Genomic DNA, 20,074 nt, shown 5'->3' on the forward strand with positions numbered 1-20,074 from the left:
CATCAACAGCGCTGGTCCCGCTCCGGAAGGGATCCCATGCGCACGCTCACGACGTCCCGCACGACCCTCGTGGCAGCAGCCGCCTCCTGTGCCCTCGCCTCCGTGCTGGCAGCGACACCCGCCTCCGCCGGGCTGCTCCCCACGGGCCAGGCCCTCGCGCCCGTCCAACCCTGGCTCAGCGACCAGCTCGGGCTGCTCAGCGCAGCCACCCCGACGACCGTGCTGGTCCACGGCACCGACACGGCGGCCGCGACGAACGCCGTGCGGGCGGCCGGGCTGCGGCAGGTGACGACGTTCCGCAGCATCGGCGTCGTCGTGGCGACCGGCCTGCCCGCCCAGGTGCAGGCGGTGCGCGCCCAGCCCGGCGTCACCTACGTCGAGGGCAACCAGCCGATCACCATGAACCTCGCGACCGCGAACCGGGCCACCCGGGGCGACGAGGCCCGCACCACCCTCGTCGGTGCCGACGGCGGCAGGCTCGACGGCAGGGGCGTGTCCGTCGCCGTCATCGACTCCGGCGTCGACCCCTCGCACCCGTTCCTGAAGAACCCCGACGGCAGCTCTGCCGTCGTGAAGAACCTCAAGATGGTCTGCGAGCCGCTGACCGAGAGCCTCTGCGCACCGGTCGACGCGGGCCCCGCCGACACCGACCTGCTCTCGGTGGGCGGCCACGGCATGCACGTCAACGGCATCGTGGCCGGCCGCGACGTGACCCTCTCCGACGGCACGAGGATGCACGGAGCCGCTCCCGGCTCGAGCCTGGTGTCGATCAGCACCGGCGCCGCCCTGTTCATCATCGGCGCCGACGCCGCCCTCAACTGGGTGCTCGAGAACCACGCGGCCCCGTGTGGGGCGGGCGTTCCGGCCAGCACCTGCCCGCCCATCAAGGTGACGTCGAACTCCTACGGCCCCAGCGGCGGTGGCGCGTTCGACCCGAGCTCGGCCACGGTCAAGCTGCAGCGCGAGCTGGTCAAGCAGGGCGTGGTCACGGTCTGGGCCAACGGCAACGACGGCGGCGACGGCTCCGCGAGCCTGTCGAACCCGCCCGGCATGGACCCCACCCCCGGCATCATCTCGGTCGCGTCCTACAACGACCAGGACACGGGCACCCGGGACGGCACGGTCTCCGACTTCTCCTCGCGCGGCAGGCGCGGCGACCAGTCGACCTACCCCGACATCTCCGCGCCCGGCGAGAACATCACGTCCTCCTGCCGGATCTACCTGCCCGTCTGCAGCACCGGCCTGGACCCGACGGACGGTGGCGACTACAACACGATCTCCGGCACCTCGATGGCCACGCCGATGATCTCGGGCATCGTCGCCCAGCTGTTCCAGGCCGACCCGGGCGCGACCCCCGCACAGGTCGAGGCCGCGATCGAGTCGACGGCGTACAAGTACGCGAACGGGGCGCCCTACGAGCCGGGCACCAACGGCACGACGAGCTTCGACAAGGGCCACGGCCTGGTCGACGTCGTGGCCGCCGCGAACGCGATCCGCTGACAGCCCAGCGGCATCGCCGCGGAGCCCCCGGACCCGTGAGGGGGATCCGGGGGCTCCGTCCGTGACGAGGGCTGTCAGCCCTTGGCGGCCTGCACCTTCTCGGTGGCCTGCGGGAGGACCTGGAAGAGGTCGCCCACGACGCCGAAGTCGACGAGCTCGAAGATCGGCGCCTCCTCGTCCTTGTTGACGGCGACGATCGTCTTCGAGGTCTGCATGCCCGCCCGGTGCTGGATGGCGCCGGAGATGCCGCACGCGACGTACAGCTGGGGGGACACCTGCTTGCCGGTCTGGCCGACCTGCGAGGTGTGCGGGTACCAGCCGGCGTCGACCGCGGCGCGCGAGGCACCCACGGCGGCACCGAGGCTGTCGGCGAACGCCTCGACCGGGGAGAAGTCGCCGCCGGTGCCGCGGCCACCGGAGACCACGATGGCGGCCTCGGTGAGCTCGGGACGTCCGGTGGACTCCTTGGGCTTGGACTCGGTGATCGTCGCGGCCTTGGCCACGTCGGAGATGGCCACGTCGACGACCTCGTCGGCGGCCGCACCCGCGGCCTCCTCCGGGGCGGCCGAGTTCGGCTTCACCGTGATGATGGGCGTGCCCTTGGTGACCGTGGCCTTGACGGTGTACGAACCGGCGAAGACCGACTGGGTGGTGGACACGCCGCCACCCTCGCCCGCCTGCACGTCGACGGCGTCGGTGATCAGGCCGGACTCGGTCTTGATCGACAGCCGCGCCGCGATCTCCTTGCCGGCGCTGTTGCTCGGGATGAGCACTGCGGCCGGGGAGGTCTTCTCGACGAGCTGGGCGAGCACCTCGGCCTGCGGGGCGACGAGGTGGCCCGTCACGTCCGCGGACTCGACGCGGTACACCTTCTCCGCGCCGTACTTCGCGAGGGTCTCCCTGGCGGCGTCGAAGCCGTCGCCGACGAAGACCGCGGAGGGCTCGCCGAGGCGGCGGGCGATGGTCAGGAGCTCGGCGGTCGTCTTGCGAACGGTGCCGTTCGCGTGGTCGACCAGGACGAGAACTTCAGCCATGGGTATCTGGTTTCCTTCCTGCTGGTCCGGCCGGCTCAGACGAACTTCTGGGCGGACAGGAACTCCGCGAGCTTGGTGCCGCCGTCGCCCTCGTCGGTGACGATCTGGCCCTGCTCGCGCGGGGGGCGCTGGGTGAACGACTCGACCTTGGTCCAGGCGGCCTCGAGGCCGACCTGCGAGGCGTCGACGCCGAGGTCGGCGAGGCTCCACTCCTCCAGCGGCTTCTTCTTGGCCGCCATGATCCCCTTGAACGAGGGGTAGCGCGGCTCGTTGATCTGGTCGGTGACCGACACGAGCGCGGGCAGCGAGGCGGTGATGGTCTCGGACGCGGCGTCGCCGTCACGGCGGATCGTCACCGAGCCGCCGTCGACGGTCAGCTCCGAGGCGAAGGTGACCTGCGGGAGGCCGAGGCGCTCGGCGAGCATCGCGGGGACGACGCTCATCGTGCCGTCGGTCGAGGCCATGCCGGTGAGGACGAGCTCGGGGTTGCCGCCGGTGATCTTCCTGACGGCCTCGGCGAGGACGAGCGAGGTGGCGGGGGCGTCCGAGCCGTGGATGGCGTCGTCCTTGACGTGGACGGCCTTGTCGGCACCCATCTGCAGGGCCTTCTTGAGCGCGTCGGCGGCCTGGTCGGGGCCGACGGTCACGACGGTGACCTCACCCTCGCCGGCCTCGACGATCTTCAGGGCCTCCTCGACGGCGTACTCGTCGAGCTCGGACAGCAGCCCGTCGACACCGACCCGGTCGGTCGTGTTGTCGGACTCGTTGAACGTGCGGTCGGACTGTGCGTCCGGCACGTACTTCACGCAGACGACGATGTTCATGCGCTGATCGTCCTCTTCCATGTGGGAGCGAAAACTGGTCAGGTGCCATCCTTACAGCCCGCACCGGGTTTCCCCACGCGGGAGGCGCGTGACGCTCACCACGGGTGGGCGCGGGACCCCGCAGGAGGTGATGGTGGACACACCGCTGGCCCTCACCGGCGAGCGCACATCGCCGGGGATCTGGCACGAGAACTACTGGTTCCGCCGCCACGAGGTCGTCTGCGCCGCCGTGCCCGGCCTGCTGCCCTGCACGCCCGCCGTCGTCCTCGACGCCGGCAGCGGTGAGGGGTATGCCGCTGGCCTCCTGCGCTCCGCGTGGCCGGACCTGCGCGTGGTCGGCGTCGACTACGACGCGTCGGCGTGCGCGCACGCCGCACGCCACCACGGCGGGCCGCACACGGCATACCTGCGTGGCGCCCTGACGTCGCTCCCGCTCGCCGACGCGACGGTCGACGCCACCGTCTCGCTGCAGGTGCTCGAGCACATCTGGACGCCACGGGAGTACGTGCGCGAGCTGGCGCGCGTGACCCGCCCGGACGGCGCGCTCGTGCTGTCGACGCCCAACCGGACGACCTTCTCCCCCGGGCTGGGGCGGCACGAGGCGCCCCCGAACGCGTACCACTGCCGCGAGTACGACGCCGAGGAGCTCGCCACCGAGCTGGGGCGCTGGCTGCCCGGCCACGAGGTGACCCTGGCCGGACTGCACCACGGGACCAGGCTGCGCACGTGGGAGGCGGCCCACGGGCCCGTCCCTGACGCCGTCGCCGGGGACCCCGGGCTGTGGCCCGGCCCCGTGCGGGACCTCGTGGCATCGGTGACGGTCGACGACTTCGTCCTCGGCCCGGCGGACGACGACTGCCTCGACCTCGTCGCGGTGCTGAGCCCGGCGTGACGGTCAGCCCTCGTTCGTCGGGCGCCGACGTCCCGCCTTGACCTGGCCGCGCTGCTTCTTGGCGTCGAGGCGTCGTCGTCGCGAGCCCGCCGTCGGCCGGGTGGCCCTGCGCGCCGCCGGACCGGGGAGCGCCGCGTCGCGCAGCAGCGTCACCAGCCGTTGCCGGGCTGCCACTCGGTTGCGTCGCTGCGCCCGGTGCTCGGAGGCGACGACCAGCAGCCGGCCGCCGACGAGGTGCGGCGCGAGGCGCGCCAGCATGCGCTCACGGACCGCGTCGGGCAGCGCGGCCACCGCGGCCGAGGCTGCCGGGTCGAACTCCAGCTCGACCCGGCTGTCCGTGGTGTTGACGCCCTGGCCGCCGGGGCCGGAGGCGCGCGAGAACCGCTCGACCAGCTCTCCCGCGTCGATCCGCATCCCGAGCGGCAGCCCGGGACCCGGCGGGACCGACAGGGCGGCGCCCGGCTGGGGTCGGCCGCCCGTCGCGCTGCTCACGGACCCCACTCCACCACACGCCGCGCCGCCTGACCTCGCAGGACGCCACGGCCGCGCGGGCGCCCCGTGGCGGTGCGGCACACTGGCTGGTCATGACGTCGGCCGTGCCGGGTGCCTTCTGCCTCGTGCTGCACTCGCACCTCCCGTGGCTGCCGGGGCACGGCGTCTGGCCGCTCGGTGAGGAGTGGCTGTTCCAGGCCTGGGCCGAGTCCTACGTGCCCCTCGTGGCGGAGCTGGACTCCCTTGCCGCTGAGGGACATCGCGACGTCCTGACCCTCGGGGTGACGCCCGTCCTCGCGGCCCAGCTCGACCACCTTCGGATGCGCGCGGAGACCGCGACGTGGGTGGGGCTGTGGGAGCAGCGGGCACGCGAGCTCGGCTTCGACCGGGACGCCACGCGGCGCGACGCCGCACAGCGCGAGTACGCCGCTGCGAGCCGTTGCGCGGAGCTGCTCGAGACGCGGTGGCCGGCGGGTGGGTCCCCGGTGCTGCGGGGCCTGCGCGACGACGGCGTGGTCGAGTTGCTCGGGGGGCCGGCCGCCCACCCGATCCTCCCGCTGCTCCAGCCCGAGTTCGTTACCACGTCCCTCGGTGCCGGGCTCGACGACGCGGTCTGGCGCCTCGGGGAGCGGCCGGCCGGCGTCTGGCTGCCGGAGTGCGCGTGGGCCCCGCACCTGGCCGGCGACCTCAGGTCGGCGGGGGTCCGTCACTTCCTCGTCGACGAGCAGACCGTCAGGGACGCCGGTGGCCACCCCCACGGTGCGTGGCGGGTCCGGGGCACAGACCTGCTGGCCGTCCCGCGCGACCTCGACGTCACCAACCTGGTGTGGTCCTCCCGTACGGGCTACCCGGCGGCGGCCGACTACCGGGACTTCCACGCACGGGAGGAGTACACGGGCACGCGGCTGTGGGCGATCACCGCACCCGATGTCGGCGTGGAGTCCAAGCGGCCCTACGACCCGCAGGCCGCGCTGGCCCAGGTGGCCCGGGACGTCGAGCACTTCGTCGCCGCCGTCCGCAGCCGGCTGGAGTCGGTGGCCGAGGAGACGGGCGCTGCCGGACTGGTGGTCGCGGCATACGACACCGAGCTGTTCGGCCACTGGTGGCACGAGGGGCCGGCGTTCCTGGGGGCGGCGGTCCGCGCCCTGCGCGACGCAGGGGTGCGTGTCACCACCGTCGCCAAGGCGCTCGACGACGGCCTGGTCGCCGGTGAGCTCGACCTCGGCCCGGGGTCCTGGGGCGCGGGCAAGGACTTCTCGGTGTGGGCCGGGCGGCAGGTGCGCGACATCGCCCACGAGAACGAGTGGGTGCAGCGCCGGTGGCTCGACCTCACCGCGCGCGAGCGCGCCGCAGGGCGCCTGGGGGTCCGCAGGCCGGACCTCGACCAGCTCCTCACGACCCTCTTCCACGCGCTCTCCAGCGACTGGGCGTTCCTGGTCACCCGCGGCCAGTCGGTCGACTACGCCCGGCGCCGCGCCGAACGGCACCGCCGCGACTTCCACGAGCTCGCGCAGCTCGTGCAGGACGGTCGCCGCGACGAGGCGCGGGAGGCGGCGTCACGACTGGCCGCGCGGGACGGGGCCTTCCCCGCCCTCGACGCGCGCACCCACATCGCCGGCTGACGTCAGTGGCCGGTGCCGTCGTCGCCGCCGTCGCCGTCGCCGGCCGGTGACGTCGCCGTCCGACGTCGCCTCGCGCCGGAGCCGCCTCAGGCCTGGGCGACGGGCAGGCGCACCTCGACCCGCCCTCCCCCACCGGGGGCGGCCTTCGCGGTGACGGTGCCCTGGTGGCGCAGCACGACGTCGCGCACGAGCGACAGCCCGATGCCGAAGCCGTGCTCGCTGCTGCTGGTACCCCGCACGAACCGCTCGAAGACGCGCTCGGAGTCCCCGGCCGTGAACCCGGGCCCGTCGTCGTCGACCGTCACGACGACCACAGGCGCCCCGCCCGCGGTGCCGCCGGCCCAGCTCTCGGCCGTCCGCACACCGAGCACGACCCGGCTCTCGGCGTGCCGCAGCGCGTTGTCGACGAGGGCGTCCACGGCCCGGCGCAGCGCCGGCTCCGCCCCGCGCACGGGCGGCACCTCGCCCACGTCCAGCCCGAGCGTCCGCTGCCGTTGCTCGGCCAGGACCTCGTTGCGGGACGCCACGTCCCGGGCGAGGGCGGCGAGGTCCACCAGCTCCCCGGACTCGGGCGACTCGTCGAGGTCGGCGGCGGCCAGCAGGTCCTCGACCACGTCGGCCAGGCCGGTGGCCTCCCGGCGCAGCAGGGCGACGTCGGAGGCCAGGCGCGACCACTCCTCCTGCTCCACGTCCGCGGAGCGGGCCCGGTCCGTCGCGAGGCGGCGCTGGACGAGGTCGGCGCGCAGCGCGATGCGGGCCAGCGGGGTGCGCAGCTCGTGGCTGGCATCGGCGACGAACCGGCGCTGCCGGGTCAGCGCCTGCTCCCAGATGCCGACCGCCCGGCGGGCCAGGCGCGTGCCCAGCCACAGGGCGACCGCCCCGGCGCCGACCGCGGCCAGCAGCAGGCCTACCAGCAGCCGGTGGCGCTCCCCCTCGTAGGGGCCCAGCTCGACCCCCGCCTGCACCACGACGCCGCGGCGGACCGCGGTCATCGTCTGGTACTCCCGCGAGCCTGCCTGGAGCTCGGTCACGCGGGCCTTCGGCAGCCTGCGGGCGGCCTCGACCTGCGACTGCTCCTCCAGCGCCTCCTCGGGCGCCCCCGTCGTGGCGGTGCGGCTGCCGGAGGCGTCCACCTTCACGACCCACGTCCCGGCAGGCAGGCCCTCGGTCGGGGTCGTGGCGACCAGCTCGCGCAGCTGGGAGTCCAGGTCGCGCCGCTGGCCCACGAGCACGACGCCGAGCACGACGAGGCCGGCGACCGCCACCCCCGCGAGGGCCCCGCCCAGTGCTTGGAGCGAGATGAGCCGCCGGGCGCGCGCCCGGTCGGCCCCCTCGGCGGTCACTGGAACTGGCCGGCGCGGTACCCCACGCTGCGCACCGTCCGGACGGCCTCGGCCCCGAGCTTGCGCCGGACGGAGTAGACGAAGGTGTCGATGAGCGAGGCGCTGTTGGAGCCGGGCGAGATCACGTCGCGCAGCTCCTCGCGGCTGAAGACGCGCGAAGGACGTCGCCCGAGCTGGGCGAGCAGCGCGGTCTCGCCGGGGGTGAGCTCGACGACCGTGCCGTCGGGCCGCGTGGCGCGCTGGCCCTCGATGTCGAGGGCGCCGGAGCCGAAGGGGACGGTGGGGGCCGCGTCGAGGTGGCGCCGCATGAGCGCACGCACCCGGGCGAGCAGCTCGTCGACCTCGAACGGCTTGACCAGGTAGTCGTCCGCGCCGCCGTCGAGGCCCTCGACCCGGTCCCGGACGGTGCCGTGGGCGGTGAGGACGAGGGCCGGCGTGGTGAGGCCCCGGCTGCGCAGGCGGCCGATGAGCTCGACGCCGTCGCCGTCGGGCACCCGGCGGTCGACGAGCATGAGGTCGTACGTGTGGGTGAGCGCCGAGTGCAGGGCCGACTGCAGGGTGCGCACCGGGGTGACGTCCCACCCCTCGGTGGTGAGCACCTCGGTCAGCATGCCCGCGAGGTCGGCGTCGTCCTCGAGCAGCAGCAGCCCCGGTCGGGCGGTCGGGTCGTCCTGCACGCTCCCCACTATGTCAGCCCGCGCCGGGACCTCGCCGGGGGGAACGGGGCTCAGCCCTCGTCACCGCCGCCGGAGCGGGCCGCCGGCGTGCCGTGCCAGACGGCGTTGGCGCCGCTGTGGCCGATGCGCACGACCTGGACGAGGGTGGCCACCGAGGCCAGCCCCACGGCGGCGGCCACGGCGATCGTCGCCACGCCCCGCGTGCCGCGGCGGTGCAGCACGGACAGCACGACCACGAAGAGCGCCAGCACGGCCATCAGCGGGAGCAGGCTGTCGGCGAGCTCGGCGTGCTGCTCGACGAGCGCGCTGTGCGGGACCGAGCGCTCGAGCCCCTCGCCGCTGTCGGTGGCGACGGGCACGAGGGCCAGGGCCACGAGCGCGGTCGCCGGCGTCGCCCAGCGGGCCCAGTGCCGGAACCGCGGCGAGGCGGCGGAGGCAAGGCCGAGCAGGCAGGCGAGCGGCACGAGGACGACGACCGCGTGCACGACGAGGGGGTGGGTCGGCAGGCCGAAGATCGTGGGGGGCACGGGAGCTCCTTGGGTGTGCGGACAAGGTCTGCCTCGACCGTTCCAGCCGTTTCTCAAGGCCATTTCAAGGGTGCGGGTGGGCTGTCCTTCCCTGACCGCCCCCTACCGTTTCTTGACCACCCGGCCCGGTATGCCGGCCACGACCGACCGCTCGGGGTACGTCCCGCGCGCCACCGCAGAGGCCCCGACGACGCTGTGGTCCCCGATGAGGGTGCCCCGGGTGACGACGACCTTCGTGCCGAGCCAGACGTCGTCACCGATGCGCACCGGGGACTTCACGATCCCCTGGTCCTTGATCGGCACGTCCAGCCTCTCGGTGACGTGGTCGAAGTCGCAGACGTACACGTCGTCGCCGAACAGGCAGGTGCGGCCGATGGAGATGTCGAGCCAGCAGTTGATGGTGTTGCGGATGCCGATGACGGACTTCTCGCCGATGCGCAGCGTCCCCTCGTGGGCCCGGATCCGGGCGTGCGCGCCGACGTGCGTGTACGCACCCACGACGAGCCGGGCATACCCCTCACGCACCTCGAACCGCACGTCCGGGCCGATGAAGCACGGCCCCTCGAACCGCAGCGACGGGTACCGCGCGCTGGCCCGCGCCATCCGCAGGTAGGACAGCAGGTGGTGCCGGGTGAACGCGCGGTGTCGCAGCGCCCAGACCACCCAGCCCAGCCACGCCAGGGGCCGGGGCAGGCCGAACGGCGTGCCCTCGCCGTGCTCGGCGGGCGACATGTCGGCGTTCGCGGCCTCGGACATCGTCGGGCTCGGTCAGGAGGGCTTCACGCCGGTGATGCCGACGTTGTAGAAGAACCGGGCCGGCACGGCGCGCGCCAGGACGCGGTCGACCGCGGACAGCCGCTTCCACGAGCCGTACGCGAATATCGCCCAGCCCCAGCCGAGTGCACCGGGCTTCACCGCCGCCTCGAACGTCCGGACCGGCCAGCCGAGGAACGCGGCGGTCAGCTCCTCGGTGCGCGTGCGCACGTCGAGGGCCCCGGCTCGCCTCGCCATGGCCGCGAGGTCGCCCGGGTCGAAGGTGTGCAGGTCGACGACGGCCTCGAGGGCGGCGGCCCGGGAGGACTCGTCGAGCGCCTCGCGGTCCTTGGCCCAGGTGTCGCGCAGCGGTGGCAGGTGCGTGATGGTCGTCGTGGCCTTCCACGTCAGACGACCGAGCTGGCGGGCGTACCAGTCGCCGATGGTGGTGGGCTCCCCCGCGACGACGAACCGGCCGCCCGGCTTGAGCACGCGCAGCATCTCGCGGAACGCGGCCTCGACGTCGGGGATGTGGTGGATGACCGCGTGGCCCACGACGACGTCGAAGGTGTTGTCGTCGTATGGGATCCGCTCCGCGTCGGCGACACGGCCCTGCACCGTGAAGCCCAGGGCCTCCGCGTTCGCCTTGGCCGCCTCGACCATGCCCGGCGACAGGTCGGTGACGTGAACCTCGTCGAGGACACCCGCCTGCTTGAGGTTGAGGGAGAAGAAGCCGGTGCCGGCCCCGAGCTCGAGCGCCGTGGCGTACGGGTGCGCCTCGGGCACCGCACCGACGATCGCCTCGAAGCGGTCCCGGGCGTACTCGACGCAGCGCTCGTCGAAGGAGATCGACCACTTGTCGTCGTAGGTCTGCGCCTCCCAGTCGTGGTAGAGCACCTGGGCGAGCTTGTTGTCCTCGTATGCCGCGGCCACCATCTCCGCGGTCGCGTCCACCACGGGCGCGGGGTCGGCCGGCACTAGCGGCCCTCGAATTTTGCCTTGCCCGGACCGTTCTCGACGAAGGACGTCATGCCGATCTCGCGGTCCCGCGTGGCGAACAGGCTGTGGAAGAGCATCCGCTCGATCTCGAGGCCGGTCTCGAGGTCGACCTCGAGGCCACGGTCGATGGCCTCCTTGGCCGCCCGGATCGCCACGCTCGCCCCGCCGACGTACGGCTCGAGCCTCGCGCGCGCCGCGGCATACACGTCCTCGGCCTCGACGACCTCGTCGACGAGGCCGATCGACAGCGCCTCCTCGGCACTGACGAAGCGCCCCGAGAACACGAGGTCCTTGGCCTTCGCCGGGCCCACGAGGCGCGCCAGGCGCTGGGTGCCGCCGGCGCCCGGGATGACGCCGAGCAGGATCTCGGGCTGGCCGACCTTGGCGTTGCGCGCGGCGACCCGGAAGTCGCACGCGAGCGCCAGCTCGAGGCCGCCGCCGAGGGCGTACCCGGTGATCGCGGCGACCGTCGGCTTGGGGATGCGCGCGATGGAGCGGGCGAAGTCCTGGAGCCGGTGGGAGTACTCGGCCATCTCGGCGTAGGACTTCTGCGCCATCTCCTTGACGTCGGCACCCGCGGCGAAGACCTTCTCGCCACCCCACACGACGACGCCGTACACGTCGGAGCGCTCGGTGACCTCGCGGGCCAGGCCCATGAGGGCGTCGGCGACCTCGGCGTTGAGGGCGTTCATCGGCGGGCGGGCAAGGCGGATGGTCGCGAGGCCGCCGTCGACCTCGAGCGAGACGAGGTCGCTCATGCGGGGTCGCCGTCCGGGGCGGGCTGGCCGGCACCGGGGCCACTCGCTCCCCCGTCGCCGCCCATGATCCGCTCGTGCCACAGCTGCACACCGGTGAGGACGAGCTGGATCGCGATGTTGACCAGCGCGGGGACGTCGCTGTTCTGGTCGACGATGTGCTCGCTGGTCACGACGAGGGTGTCGTTGGCGAGGCCGCACTTGACGCTGTTCATCTGCAGGGTGATCTCGTTGCAGGTGGCCAGCCGGGTCAGCGGGTCCGACGGGACGGCGTCGCTGATCGCCCACTGCCCGAACACGCGCATGATCTGGAAGTCGCCCTCGGTGCAGCGCACGAACAGCTGCTGCTCCTGCACGGTGAAGGCGACGTCGCCGTCGCCGTCGACGTTCGGTGCGACCCCCAGGTCGATGAGGGCGTCCAGCACCCGGCCGCGGAGCGGGTGCTCACCGGGCGGCGGGGGGAAGTTGGGCAGGGCGGTCGGGTCGCTCATGGGGTCAACCGTAACCAGTGCCTAGGCTGAGGGCCATGGCGCCTGCCACGCTCACGCGTGACCTTCCTCCCACCCTCGGGATGACCCTCCTCGACGGTGGCGCGGACTTCGCCGTCTACGCCGGTCACGCCGAGTCCGTGGAGGTCTGCCTGTTCGACGAGGGCGACACCGACGGCAGCACCGAGCGCCGGATCCCCCTGACCCAGCGCACCCACGGCATCTGGTTCGGCTTCCTGCCGGGCGTGGGGCCGGGGCAGCGCTACGCCCTGCGCGCCGACGGCCCGTGGCGGCCCGCCGAGGGGCTGCGGTACAACCCGGCCAAGCTCCTGCTCGACCCGTACGCCCGCGCCATCGAGGGCGACGCGACGTGGGACCCCAGGGTCTTCGGCCACCAGGTCGACGGCCACCTGCGCGGCGACGACGTCCTCCGGTCCCGCCTCGACAGCGCGGGCGCGGTGCCGCGGTGCGTCGTGGTCGAGGACCGCTTCGACTGGGGCGACGACCGGCACCCCCACGTCCCGCTGGCCGACTCCGTCGTCTACGAGGCGCACGTGAAGTCGATGACGCGGCTGCACCCCGACGTCCCCGAGCACCTGCGCGGCACGTATGCCGGACTGTGCCACCCGTCCGTCGTCGCCCACCTCAAGGAGGTGGGCGTCACCGCGGTGGAGCTGCTGCCCGTGCAGGCGTTCACCACCGAGCCCGACGTCGCACGACGGGGGCTGGTCAACCACTGGGGCTACAACACCCTGGGCTTCTTCGCCCCGCACGCCGCGTACGCCTCCACCCCCGACCCGCAGGGCGCCCTGGACGAGTTCAAGGGCATGGTGCGGCTGCTGCACGCCGAGGGCATCGAGGTGATCCTCGACGTCGTCTACAACCACACCGCCGAGCAGTCCTCCCGCACCGGGGCCTCCCTGTCCTGGCGCGGCCTGGACAACCGCGCCTACTACCGGCTCGACGAGCGCGGGCAGGACATCGACGTCACCGGCTGCGGCAACACCCTCGACCTGCGGCACGCCATGGTCTGCCGGATGGTGCTGGACTCGCTGCGGTACTGGGTGCAGGAGTGCCACGTCGACGGCTTCCGGTTCGACCTCGCGGTCGCGCTCGGTCGCGGGCGCACCGACGACTACGACCCCGACCACCCGTTCCTCGTGGCGCTGCGCACGGACCCCGTCCTGTCGCGCGTCAAGCTCGTCGCCGAGCCGTGGGACGTCGGGATCCACGGCTGGCGCACCGGGCAGTTCCCGCCCCCGTTCTCGGAGTGGAACGACCGCTTCCGCGACACGGTGCGCACGTTCTGGCTGCAGGACCTCGGCGCCCAGGCCTCCGGGCACGACGCCGGTCACGGCGTGCGCGAGCTGGGAACCCGGCTGGCCGGCTCCCAGGACCTGTTCGGGGCGCGCGACCGCGGACCCGTCGCCTCCGTCAACTATGTCGCCGCGCACGACGGCTTCACCGTCGCCGACCTGACCCGCTACAACGCCAAGCACAACGGCCCCAACGGCGAGGGAAACCGCGACGGCAGCGACGGCAACCGCTCGTGGAACCACGGGATCGAGGGGTATGCCGAGGCGGGCGCGACCCCCGCGGAGCTGGCCGCCGTCGAGGTGGTGCGGCGCCGGTCCATGCGCAACCTGCTCGCCACGACCCTGCTCGCCACCGGCGTGCCGATGCTGGGCGCCGGCGACGAGCTGGGCCGCACGCAGGGCGGGAACAACAACCCCTACTGCCAGGACAACGAGATCTCCTGGGTCGACTGGGACCTCCAGCCGTGGCAGCGCGACCTGCTGCGGACGACGGCGTTCCTGAGCCGGCTGCGGGCCCAGCACCCGGTGCTGCGGCAGCGCACCTTCTTCACCGGCCGCGAGGTCCACGAGGACCGCTCGACCGACCTGGCCTGGTTCGACGTCGACGGCGTGCCCATGGACAGCAGCCGCTGGGAGGACCCCGGCACCCGGACGCTGTCGATGTACCTCGGCGGGGCGTGGCTGGGACAGCGCTCCCTGCTCGTGGTGCTGCACGGCGAGGCGTCGGACGGCAAGGTGACCCTGCCGTCGCCACCCGGCCTCACGGCATACGAGCTGCTCTGGGACTCGGCCGACGAGGCGCCCGGGGAGCCGGGGCCGCCCCTGGCGCCGGGGCCGGTCGAGGTGACCGGGAGCAGCATGCGGGTCTACCGGGCACTGGACGAGACCTAGCACCCGGCGCGCCGTCGCCCGGTCGCGTCGTCGCCCCGGGCGTCACCAGCGACGGGGTCAGCACCGGACGCCCGCGGTGACTCGTGCCCGACGGCGCGGCATGAAAGGGTGCAGCGTGATCGAGATCCTGACCCCCTCCGAGGTGGCCCGTGCCCGGGAGACCGGCGCGCTCGTGGCCGACATCCTGCAGGACCTGAAGGCCCGCGCCACGGTCGGGACGAACCTGCTCGAGATCGACCAGTGGGCACGCGAGCGCATCGACGCCGCCGGGGCGCTGTCCTGCTACGTCGACTACGAGCCGTCGTTCGGGCGGGGCCCGTTCGGCCACCACATCTGCACCTCGGTCAACGACGCCGTCCTGCACGGGCTGCCGCACGACCGCACCCTCGCCGACGGTGACCTGCTCAGCCTCGACCTGGCGATCTCGCTCGGCGGCGTCGTCGCCGACTCCGCGATCAGCTTCGTCGTCGGCGACCGGCGTCCGGACGGGGCGCTGGACCTCATTGCCGCGACCGAGCAGGCGCTGTCGGCCGCCATCGCGGAGGTGCGGCCGTGCGCCAGGGTCGGCGACCTCTCCCACGCCATCGGTGAGGTGCTCACCGGGGCGGGGTACCGCGTCAACACCCAGTTCGGCGGGCACGGCGTGGGGTCGACCATGCACCAGGACCCGCACGTGGCCAACTCGGGCCGGGCAGGCCGCGGCTACACCCTGCGCCCGGGCCTGCTGCTGGCGCTGGAGCCGTGGGTCATGGCAGACACCGACCGGCTGGTGACCGACGACGACGGGTGGACCCTGCGCAGCGCCACCGGGTGCCTGACCGCGCACAGCGAGCACACTGTGGCCGTCACCGACGACGGCGCCGAGGTCCTGACGCTCCCCCGCTGAGCGTCAGTGGACCGAGGCGAGCAGCACGCCGACGCCCACGAACAGGCCGCCGAAGATGCGGTTGAGACGGCGCTGCCCCGACGGCGTGCGGGTCATCCGGCGCAGCCCGCGGGCGGCCACGGCGAAGACGAACCACATCACGAGCACGTCGACGACCACCACGGTGGCGGCCAGCACGCCGTACTGCGGCAGCACGGGCCGCGACGGCCGGATGAACTGCGGCGTGAAGGCCAGGAAGAACACGACGGCCTTGGGGTTGGTGAGGTTGACCAGCACCCCCTGCCGGAACATCTGCCACGCCGTCATCCGCACCACGGGCGCCTCGGCGTCGACCGCCTCGGGCCGCGCGAGCAACTGGCGGACGCCGAGGTACACGAGGTAGGCGGCACCGGCATACCGGATCACCTCGAAGAGCATGTGCGACTCGGCGACCAGCACGCCCACCCCGGCGGCCACGACCGCGATGTGCACGAGCAGCGCCAGCTGCTGGCCGAGGATGCCCCAGATCGACCGGGTCCAGCCCACGCCGATCGAGTTGGTCATGGTGTTGATCGCGCCGGCTCCGGGGGTCAGCGAGATGAGCACCGCCGCCCCCACGAGGGCGAACCACACCGACCACGACACGGCCCGGATCCTATGTCGGGCCCGAGGGGGCCGACCGGGCGGTCTGACCCGTGGGCAGGCAGTCACCCCGCACCCGGACGAGGCGCCGTCGCCGGACGGGGCAGGAGTGCTGGACCGGCGACCGACCGGGGACGAGGATCGCGGCATGGGCGAGCCGCCGGAGCTGCTGGTCGCGGACGCCGCGGCCTGGCGCCGGTGGCTGGACGAGCACCACGACACGACACCCGGCGGCGTGTGGCTCGTGCTGTGCCGGCCGGGGGCCGCCGCACCGACGCGGCTGGCCTACGCGGAGGCACTCGACGAGGCGCTCTGCCAGGGCTGGATCGACGGCGGGCTGAGGAAGCGGGACGACGCGACACACCGGGTGCGGTTCACGCCCCGCCGGAGCCGCGGGCCGTGGTCGAGGCGCAACGTGCAGAACGCCGAGCGGCTGCTCGCCGAGGGCCGGATGCGGCCCGCCGGCCTGGCCGAGGTGGAGCGGGCGAGGGCCGACGGCCGGTGGGAGCGCGCCTACGGGGGCGACGTGCCCGCCACCGTGCCGGACGACCTGCGTACCGCGCTGCGGGCGTCACCCCGGGCGCAGGCGACCTGGGACGTGCTCACCCCCACGAACCGGCACGCGATCGTGTTCCACGTCGGCGAGGCCCGGCGGCCCGGGACCCGGGCCCGCAGGATCCGTCAGTTCGTGGAGATGCTGGCGCGCGGTGAGACGCCGATGCCGCAGGGGAAGCGGCCGCGCCGGCCGTGAGGCGGCCTGCTCCCGCAGGAGTACGCGCGATGACGCCTCCGGGCGGACGCGTCGGGGCCCGTCGAGGGCGACCGTGGGAGGTACCGGCACCCGCGACCCCAGGAGACGACCATGGACACCACCACGACACCGTTCCGGTTCGGCCTCGTCGGCATGCCACGGTCGGGGCCGGCCTGGACGGAGCTGGCCCGCCGCGTCGAGGACCTGGGGTTCGACAGCCTCCTGGTGCCCGACAACCTGGCCGCCACGAGCGCGGTGGTCGCCTGCACCGCCGCGGCGTCCGTGACCACGGCGCTCGTCGTCGGGCCCTACGTGCTCGCCGCCCCACTGCGCACCCCCGGCCTCGTCGCCGCCGACGCCGCCGCCCTCCACGCCCTGTCGGGCGGGCGCGTCGAGCTCGGCCTCGGCGCGGGCCGACCCGACGCCGAGCGGGAGGCTGCGGAGCTGGACCTGCCCTTCGGCTCCCCCGGGGCGCGGGTGCGCCGCCTCGAGCGCACCATCGAGTGCGTACGCGAGCGCACCCCCGACGTCCGGGTCACCGTGGCTGCTGCCGGGCCCCGGATGCTCGCCCTGGCAGGGAGGACCGCGGACGTCGTCGCACTCGGCGCCACGCCGTTCGCGGACGAGGCCGCCCTCGCCGCGATGGCCACGACGGTCCTCCGGTCAGCGGGCGACCGTGCCCGGGACCTGGTGCTCAACGTCAACCTCGTCGCCGTCGGCGACCGGGTGCCGCCGTGGCTCGAGCAGCGCATGGGCCTGACCATGACGGCACTGCGCGAGGCGGGGGCGGCCACGTACCTCAGCGGCGGCACCGACGAGATGGTCGACACGCTCGAGCGCCGGCGCGCGACGACCGGGGTGTCCTACGTGTGCGCGGGGACCGACCACGCGGACGTGCTGGCCCCCGTCGTGGAGCGTCTGCGCGGTCGCTGACCTGCCGGACCCGTCCAGCCGCGTCGGCCGCGCGTCAGCCGCGCGTCGTGGGTCGCCCGGTCCCCCGGACAGCGGTATGCCGCGTGCGCAGGGCGCGCACGCGGCATACCGACGGGGTGGGAAGGCGGGTCAGGCGTTGACGACCAGCCCCAGCTCGCTGGTGCTGGCCAGCCCGGCGTGCCTGGGCAGGATCCGCACGGTGTAGCCGAACGACCCGGTCCGCGAGAGCGCGAAGTCGCCCGCGAACTGGTGCCGGCCGCCCTCGTAGGACTCGACGAAGTCCAGCGACTTCACCTCGACGTCCTTGAGCTCGTCGCTGTCGCGGGCGGTGCCGTGCACCACCTGGACGTCGACGTCCGCGGGGTCGAGCCCGTCGAGCGAGACGTACGCGCGCACGTGCAGCGTCTCGCCGATCTGCGGGCTGTCGCCGACGCCGGAGGACTCCACGTGGTCCACGCGGACGTTCGGCCACGCGGCCGTGACCTTGGCCTTGTAGGCCGCGAGCTCGCGGGCGCCGACGAAGGTGTCGCCGTTGAGCGCCCACCCCGCCCGGGCCGCGGGGCCGTAGAGCTGGGTGGTGTAGTCGCGCACCATCCGGCTCGCGAGGACCTTCGGGCCCAGCGTCTGCAGGGTGTGCACCATCATCCCGAGCCAGTTCTGCGGCAGCCCGTCGGCGTCACGGTCGTAGAACCGCGGCGCGACGACGGTCTCGATGAGGTCGTAGAGCGCGGCGGCCTCGATGTCGTCGCGGCGGTGGGCGTCCTCGACACCGTCGGCGGTCGGGATGGCCCAGCCGTTCTCGCCGTCGTACCACTCGTCCCACCAGCCGTCGAGGATGGAGAGGTTGAGCCCGCCGTTGAGGGCGGCCTTCATGCCCGATGTGCCGCAGGCCTCGAACGGGCGCAGCGGGTTGTTCAGCCACACGTCGCAGCCCGGGTAGAGGTACTGCGCCATGGCGATGTCGTAGTTGGGCAGGAAGACGATCCGGTGGCGGATCTCCGGGTCGTCGGCGAAGCGCACCATCTGCTGGATGAGCTGCTTGCCGGTCTCGTCGGCGGGGTGCGACTTGCCGGCGATGACGAGCTGGATCGGGCGCTCCGGGTCGAGCAGGAGGCGCTTGAGCCGCTCGGGGTCGCGCAGCATGAGGGTGAGCCGCTTGTACGTGGGCACGCGGCGGGCGAAGCCGATGGTCAGCACGTCGGGGTCGAGGATGTCGTCGACCCAGCCGAGCTCGGCCGGGCTGGCGCCGCGCTTCTTCCACGACGAGCGGGTGCGCCGGCGGGCCTCCTGGACGAGCTGGGCGCGCATCTCGCGCTTGGTCTCCCAGATGGCCTGGCGGGGGACGTCGGAGATGCGGTCCCAGGCGTGGTCGCGCTCGATGTCGGTGGTGCCGAGGTGCTTGGCGGCGAGCTCGTAGACGCGGCGGTCGACCCAAGTGCCGGCGTGGACACCGTTGGTGACGCTCGTGATCGGCACCTCGTCGTCGTCGAAGCCGGGCCACAGGCCGTCGAACATCTCGCGGCTGACGACACCGTGCAGCTGGGAGACGCCGTTGGCCCGCTGGCCGAGGCGCAGGCCCATGACGGCCATGTTGAAGATGCCGGCCTGGCCGCCGGGGTAGTCCTCGGCGCCCAGGGCGAGCAGGCGCTCGATCGGCACGCCGGCGACGGCGTTGTCGCCGCCGAAGTGCAGCTCGATGAGGTCGGCGCCGAACCGGTCGATGCCGGCCGGGACGGGGGTGTGCGTGGTGAACACGGTCGCCGCACGCACGGCCTCGAGCGCCTCCTCGGAGGACAGGCCGGCCTGCTGGGTCAGCTCGTGGATGCGCTCGACGCCGAGGAAGCCCGCGTGGCCCTCGTTGGTGTGGTAGACGTCCGGCGCCGGGGCCCCGGTGAGCCGCGACCACAGGCGCAGCGCGCGCACGCCGCCGATGCCGAGGAGCATCTCCTGCTGGAGGCGCTGCTCGCCGCCGCCACCGTAGAGGCGGTTGGTGATGTCACGGGCGGCCTCGTCGTTCTCCGGCACGTCGGAGTCGAGCAGGAGGAGCGGGACGCGGCCGACCTGGGCGCGCCACACGTGGGCGTGCAGCTCCCGGCCACCCGGCAGGTCCAGGGTGATGACGCACGGGGTGCCGTCGTCCTCGCGCAGCAGGCTGAGCGGCAGGCCGTCGGGGTCGAGGACCGGGTAGGTCTCCTGCTGCCAGCCGTCGCGGTTGAGGCTCTGCTTGAAGTAGCCGGTCTTGTAGAAGAGGCCGACGCCGACGATCGGGACGCCGAGGTCGGAGGCGGTCTTGAGGTGGTCGCCGGCGAGGATGCCCAGGCCGCCGGAGTACTGCGGCAGCACCTCGGTGATGCCGAACTCGGGGCTGAAGTAGCCGATGGCCTGGGGGGCGCGCCGGCCCTTGTCGTCGGCCTCCTGGCCCTCGGCCCACGCCTGGTACCAGCGGGGCTCGGTGAGGTACTCGTCGAGGTCGGACTTGGCGGCTGCGACGGCGGCGACGAAGTCGTGGTTGCCGGCGAGGTCGGCGAGCTCCTGGGGGGACAGGGCCGACAGGAGGCGCACCGGGTCGTGGCGGACCTTGGCCCACCGGTCGGCGTCGATGCGCTGGAACAGGTCCCGGGTCGGGGGGTGCCACGACCACCGCAGGTTGCTTGCGAGGTCGCCGAGCGCTGCAATGGGCTCGGGCAGGACGGTACGGACGCTGAAGCGTCGGATGGCCTTCACGAGGGGCCATCCTAAGCCCTCGGGGCCCCATCCTTGTTGGTTTCTT

The 20,074-nt window shown here is 73.6% G+C and carries 19 protein-coding genes; 7 read left to right on the forward strand and 12 right to left on the reverse strand.

Annotation, left to right across the window (positions count from 1 at the left end):
- The first annotated feature begins 36 nt into the window (after positions 1-36).
- Positions 37-1,500, forward strand: a complete 1,464-nt coding sequence (locus RKE38_RS02640) for a S8 family serine peptidase (RefSeq protein WP_316005902.1) — start codon at positions 37-39, stop codon at positions 1,498-1,500.
- Between the two features lie 74 nt (positions 1,501-1,574).
- Here the strand turns inward: RKE38_RS02640 and RKE38_RS02645 are convergent, their stop codons facing one another.
- The gene (locus tag RKE38_RS02645; protein WP_316005903.1) at positions 1,575-2,534 is read right to left on the reverse strand and encodes an electron transfer flavoprotein subunit alpha/FixB family protein; all 960 of its coding nucleotides are present in this window, start codon (positions 2,532-2,534) and stop codon (positions 1,575-1,577) included.
- A 35-nt stretch (positions 2,535-2,569) separates the two neighbouring features.
- Positions 2,570-3,358, reverse strand: coding sequence for an electron transfer flavoprotein subunit beta/FixA family protein (locus RKE38_RS02650; protein WP_316005904.1), 789 nt, complete (start codon positions 3,356-3,358; stop codon positions 2,570-2,572).
- An 88-nt stretch (positions 3,359-3,446) separates the two neighbouring features.
- On the opposite strand from RKE38_RS02650, the gene RKE38_RS02655 reads away from it, so the two are divergent.
- Entirely contained in the window at positions 3,447-4,250 is an 804-nt protein-coding gene (locus RKE38_RS02655) for a class I SAM-dependent methyltransferase (RefSeq protein WP_316005905.1), read from the forward strand.
- A 3-nt stretch (positions 4,251-4,253) separates the two neighbouring features.
- Here RKE38_RS02655 and arfB read toward each other — a convergent pair whose 3' ends face one another.
- On the reverse strand, positions 4,254-4,664 hold the full coding sequence (gene arfB / locus RKE38_RS02660; RefSeq protein WP_316007583.1) for an alternative ribosome rescue aminoacyl-tRNA hydrolase ArfB: 411 nt from the start codon (positions 4,662-4,664) through the stop codon (positions 4,254-4,256).
- Between the two features lie 170 nt (positions 4,665-4,834).
- Here arfB and RKE38_RS02665 point away from each other — a divergent pair, with 170 nt between their 5' ends.
- Complete coding sequence (locus tag RKE38_RS02665; RefSeq protein ID WP_316005906.1) at positions 4,835-6,364, forward strand: 1,4-alpha-glucan branching protein domain-containing protein; 1,530 nt, start codon at positions 4,835-4,837, stop codon at positions 6,362-6,364.
- Positions 6,365-6,450: 86 nt separating this feature from the next.
- Here RKE38_RS02665 and RKE38_RS02670 read toward each other — a convergent pair whose 3' ends face one another.
- The 7 genes from RKE38_RS02670 to RKE38_RS02700 all read right to left on the reverse strand — a co-directional run bounded on the left by RKE38_RS02670 (position 6,451) and on the right by RKE38_RS02700 (position 11,909).
- Entirely contained in the window at positions 6,451-7,707 is a 1,257-nt protein-coding gene (locus RKE38_RS02670; protein WP_316005907.1) for a HAMP domain-containing sensor histidine kinase, read from the reverse strand.
- Entirely contained in the window at positions 7,704-8,384 is a 681-nt protein-coding gene (locus tag RKE38_RS02675) for a response regulator transcription factor (protein ID WP_316005908.1), read from the reverse strand. The genes RKE38_RS02670 and RKE38_RS02675 overlap by 4 nt, the downstream gene beginning before the upstream one ends.
- A 50-nt stretch (positions 8,385-8,434) precedes the next feature.
- Positions 8,435-8,911: a DUF2231 domain-containing protein gene (locus tag RKE38_RS02680; protein WP_316005909.1), complete on the reverse strand. Its 477-nt coding sequence runs from the start codon at positions 8,909-8,911 to the stop codon at positions 8,435-8,437.
- Positions 8,912-9,013: 102 nt separating this feature from the next.
- On the reverse strand, positions 9,014-9,667 hold the full coding sequence (locus RKE38_RS02685) for an acyltransferase (protein WP_316005910.1): 654 nt from the start codon (positions 9,665-9,667) through the stop codon (positions 9,014-9,016).
- 12 nt (positions 9,668-9,679) lie between these two features.
- The gene (locus tag RKE38_RS02690; protein WP_316005911.1) at positions 9,680-10,642 is read right to left on the reverse strand and encodes a methyltransferase domain-containing protein; all 963 of its coding nucleotides are present in this window, start codon (positions 10,640-10,642) and stop codon (positions 9,680-9,682) included.
- Complete coding sequence (locus tag RKE38_RS02695) at positions 10,642-11,421, reverse strand: enoyl-CoA hydratase/isomerase family protein (RefSeq protein ID WP_316005912.1); 780 nt, start codon at positions 11,419-11,421, stop codon at positions 10,642-10,644. Before RKE38_RS02695 ends, RKE38_RS02690 begins: the two co-directional genes overlap by 1 nt.
- Complete coding sequence (locus tag RKE38_RS02700) at positions 11,418-11,909, reverse strand: T3SS (YopN, CesT) and YbjN peptide-binding chaperone 1 (RefSeq protein ID WP_316005913.1); 492 nt, start codon at positions 11,907-11,909, stop codon at positions 11,418-11,420. Before RKE38_RS02700 ends, RKE38_RS02695 begins: the two co-directional genes overlap by 4 nt.
- 35 nt (positions 11,910-11,944) lie before the next feature.
- Between RKE38_RS02700 and glgX the strand changes: the two genes are divergently transcribed.
- Both glgX and map read left to right on the forward strand, forming a co-directional pair.
- A complete protein-coding gene (gene glgX / locus RKE38_RS02705; protein ID WP_316005914.1) occupies positions 11,945-14,113 on the forward strand; it encodes a glycogen debranching protein GlgX in 2,169 nt (722 codons plus the stop codon).
- Between the two features lie 115 nt (positions 14,114-14,228).
- A complete protein-coding gene (map, locus tag RKE38_RS02710; RefSeq protein WP_316005915.1) occupies positions 14,229-14,999 on the forward strand; it encodes a type I methionyl aminopeptidase in 771 nt (256 codons plus the stop codon).
- Between the two features lie 3 nt (positions 15,000-15,002).
- Here the strand turns inward: map and RKE38_RS02715 are convergent, their stop codons facing one another.
- Complete coding sequence (locus tag RKE38_RS02715) at positions 15,003-15,623, reverse strand: LysE family transporter (RefSeq protein WP_316005916.1); 621 nt, start codon at positions 15,621-15,623, stop codon at positions 15,003-15,005.
- Between the two features lie 145 nt (positions 15,624-15,768).
- Between RKE38_RS02715 and RKE38_RS02720 the strand changes: the two genes are divergently transcribed.
- Both RKE38_RS02720 and RKE38_RS02725 read left to right on the forward strand, forming a co-directional pair.
- Positions 15,769-16,371, forward strand: coding sequence for a YdeI/OmpD-associated family protein (locus tag RKE38_RS02720; RefSeq protein WP_316005917.1), 603 nt, complete (start codon positions 15,769-15,771; stop codon positions 16,369-16,371).
- A gap of 111 nt (positions 16,372-16,482) precedes the next feature.
- Positions 16,483-17,304, forward strand: coding sequence for an LLM class flavin-dependent oxidoreductase (locus tag RKE38_RS02725; RefSeq protein WP_316005918.1), 822 nt, complete (start codon positions 16,483-16,485; stop codon positions 17,302-17,304).
- 129 nt (positions 17,305-17,433) lie between these two features.
- On the opposite strand, the gene glgP is transcribed toward RKE38_RS02725, so the two are convergent.
- Complete coding sequence (glgP, locus tag RKE38_RS02730; RefSeq protein WP_316005919.1) at positions 17,434-20,028, reverse strand: alpha-glucan family phosphorylase; 2,595 nt, start codon at positions 20,026-20,028, stop codon at positions 17,434-17,436.
- Positions 20,029-20,074: the final 46 nt, after the last annotated feature.

The sequence above is a fragment of the Phycicoccus sp. M110.8 genome (genome assembly GCF_032464895.1).
In the GTDB taxonomy this organism is placed as follows: domain Bacteria; phylum Actinomycetota; class Actinomycetes; order Actinomycetales; family Dermatophilaceae; genus Pedococcus.

Excerpts from the sequence above, each read along its gene's own strand:
- RKE38_RS02640 (WP_316005902.1), top strand. The coding sequence starts at position 37 with ATGCGCACGCTCACGACGTCCCGCACGACCCTCGTGGCAGCAGCCGCC.
- RKE38_RS02645 (WP_316005903.1), bottom strand. The coding sequence starts at position 2,534 with ATGGCTGAAGTTCTCGTCCTGGTCGACCACGCGAACGGCACCGTTCGC.
- RKE38_RS02650 (WP_316005904.1), bottom strand. The coding sequence starts at position 3,358 with ATGAACATCGTCGTCTGCGTGAAGTACGTGCCGGACGCACAGTCCGAC.
- arfB (WP_316007583.1), bottom strand. The coding sequence starts at position 4,664 with ATGCGGATCGACGCGGGAGAGCTGGTCGAGCGGTTCTCGCGCGCCTCC.
- RKE38_RS02665 (WP_316005906.1), top strand. The coding sequence starts at position 4,835 with ATGACGTCGGCCGTGCCGGGTGCCTTCTGCCTCGTGCTGCACTCGCAC.
- RKE38_RS02685 (WP_316005910.1), bottom strand. The coding sequence starts at position 9,667 with ATGTCCGAGGCCGCGAACGCCGACATGTCGCCCGCCGAGCACGGCGAG.
- RKE38_RS02695 (WP_316005912.1), bottom strand. The coding sequence starts at position 11,421 with ATGAGCGACCTCGTCTCGCTCGAGGTCGACGGCGGCCTCGCGACCATC.
- RKE38_RS02700 (WP_316005913.1), bottom strand. The coding sequence starts at position 11,909 with ATGAGCGACCCGACCGCCCTGCCCAACTTCCCCCCGCCGCCCGGTGAG.
- glgX (WP_316005914.1), top strand. The coding sequence starts at position 11,945 with ATGGCGCCTGCCACGCTCACGCGTGACCTTCCTCCCACCCTCGGGATG.
- RKE38_RS02720 (WP_316005917.1), top strand. The coding sequence starts at position 15,769 with ATGGGCGAGCCGCCGGAGCTGCTGGTCGCGGACGCCGCGGCCTGGCGC.
- RKE38_RS02725 (WP_316005918.1), top strand. The coding sequence starts at position 16,483 with ATGGACACCACCACGACACCGTTCCGGTTCGGCCTCGTCGGCATGCCA.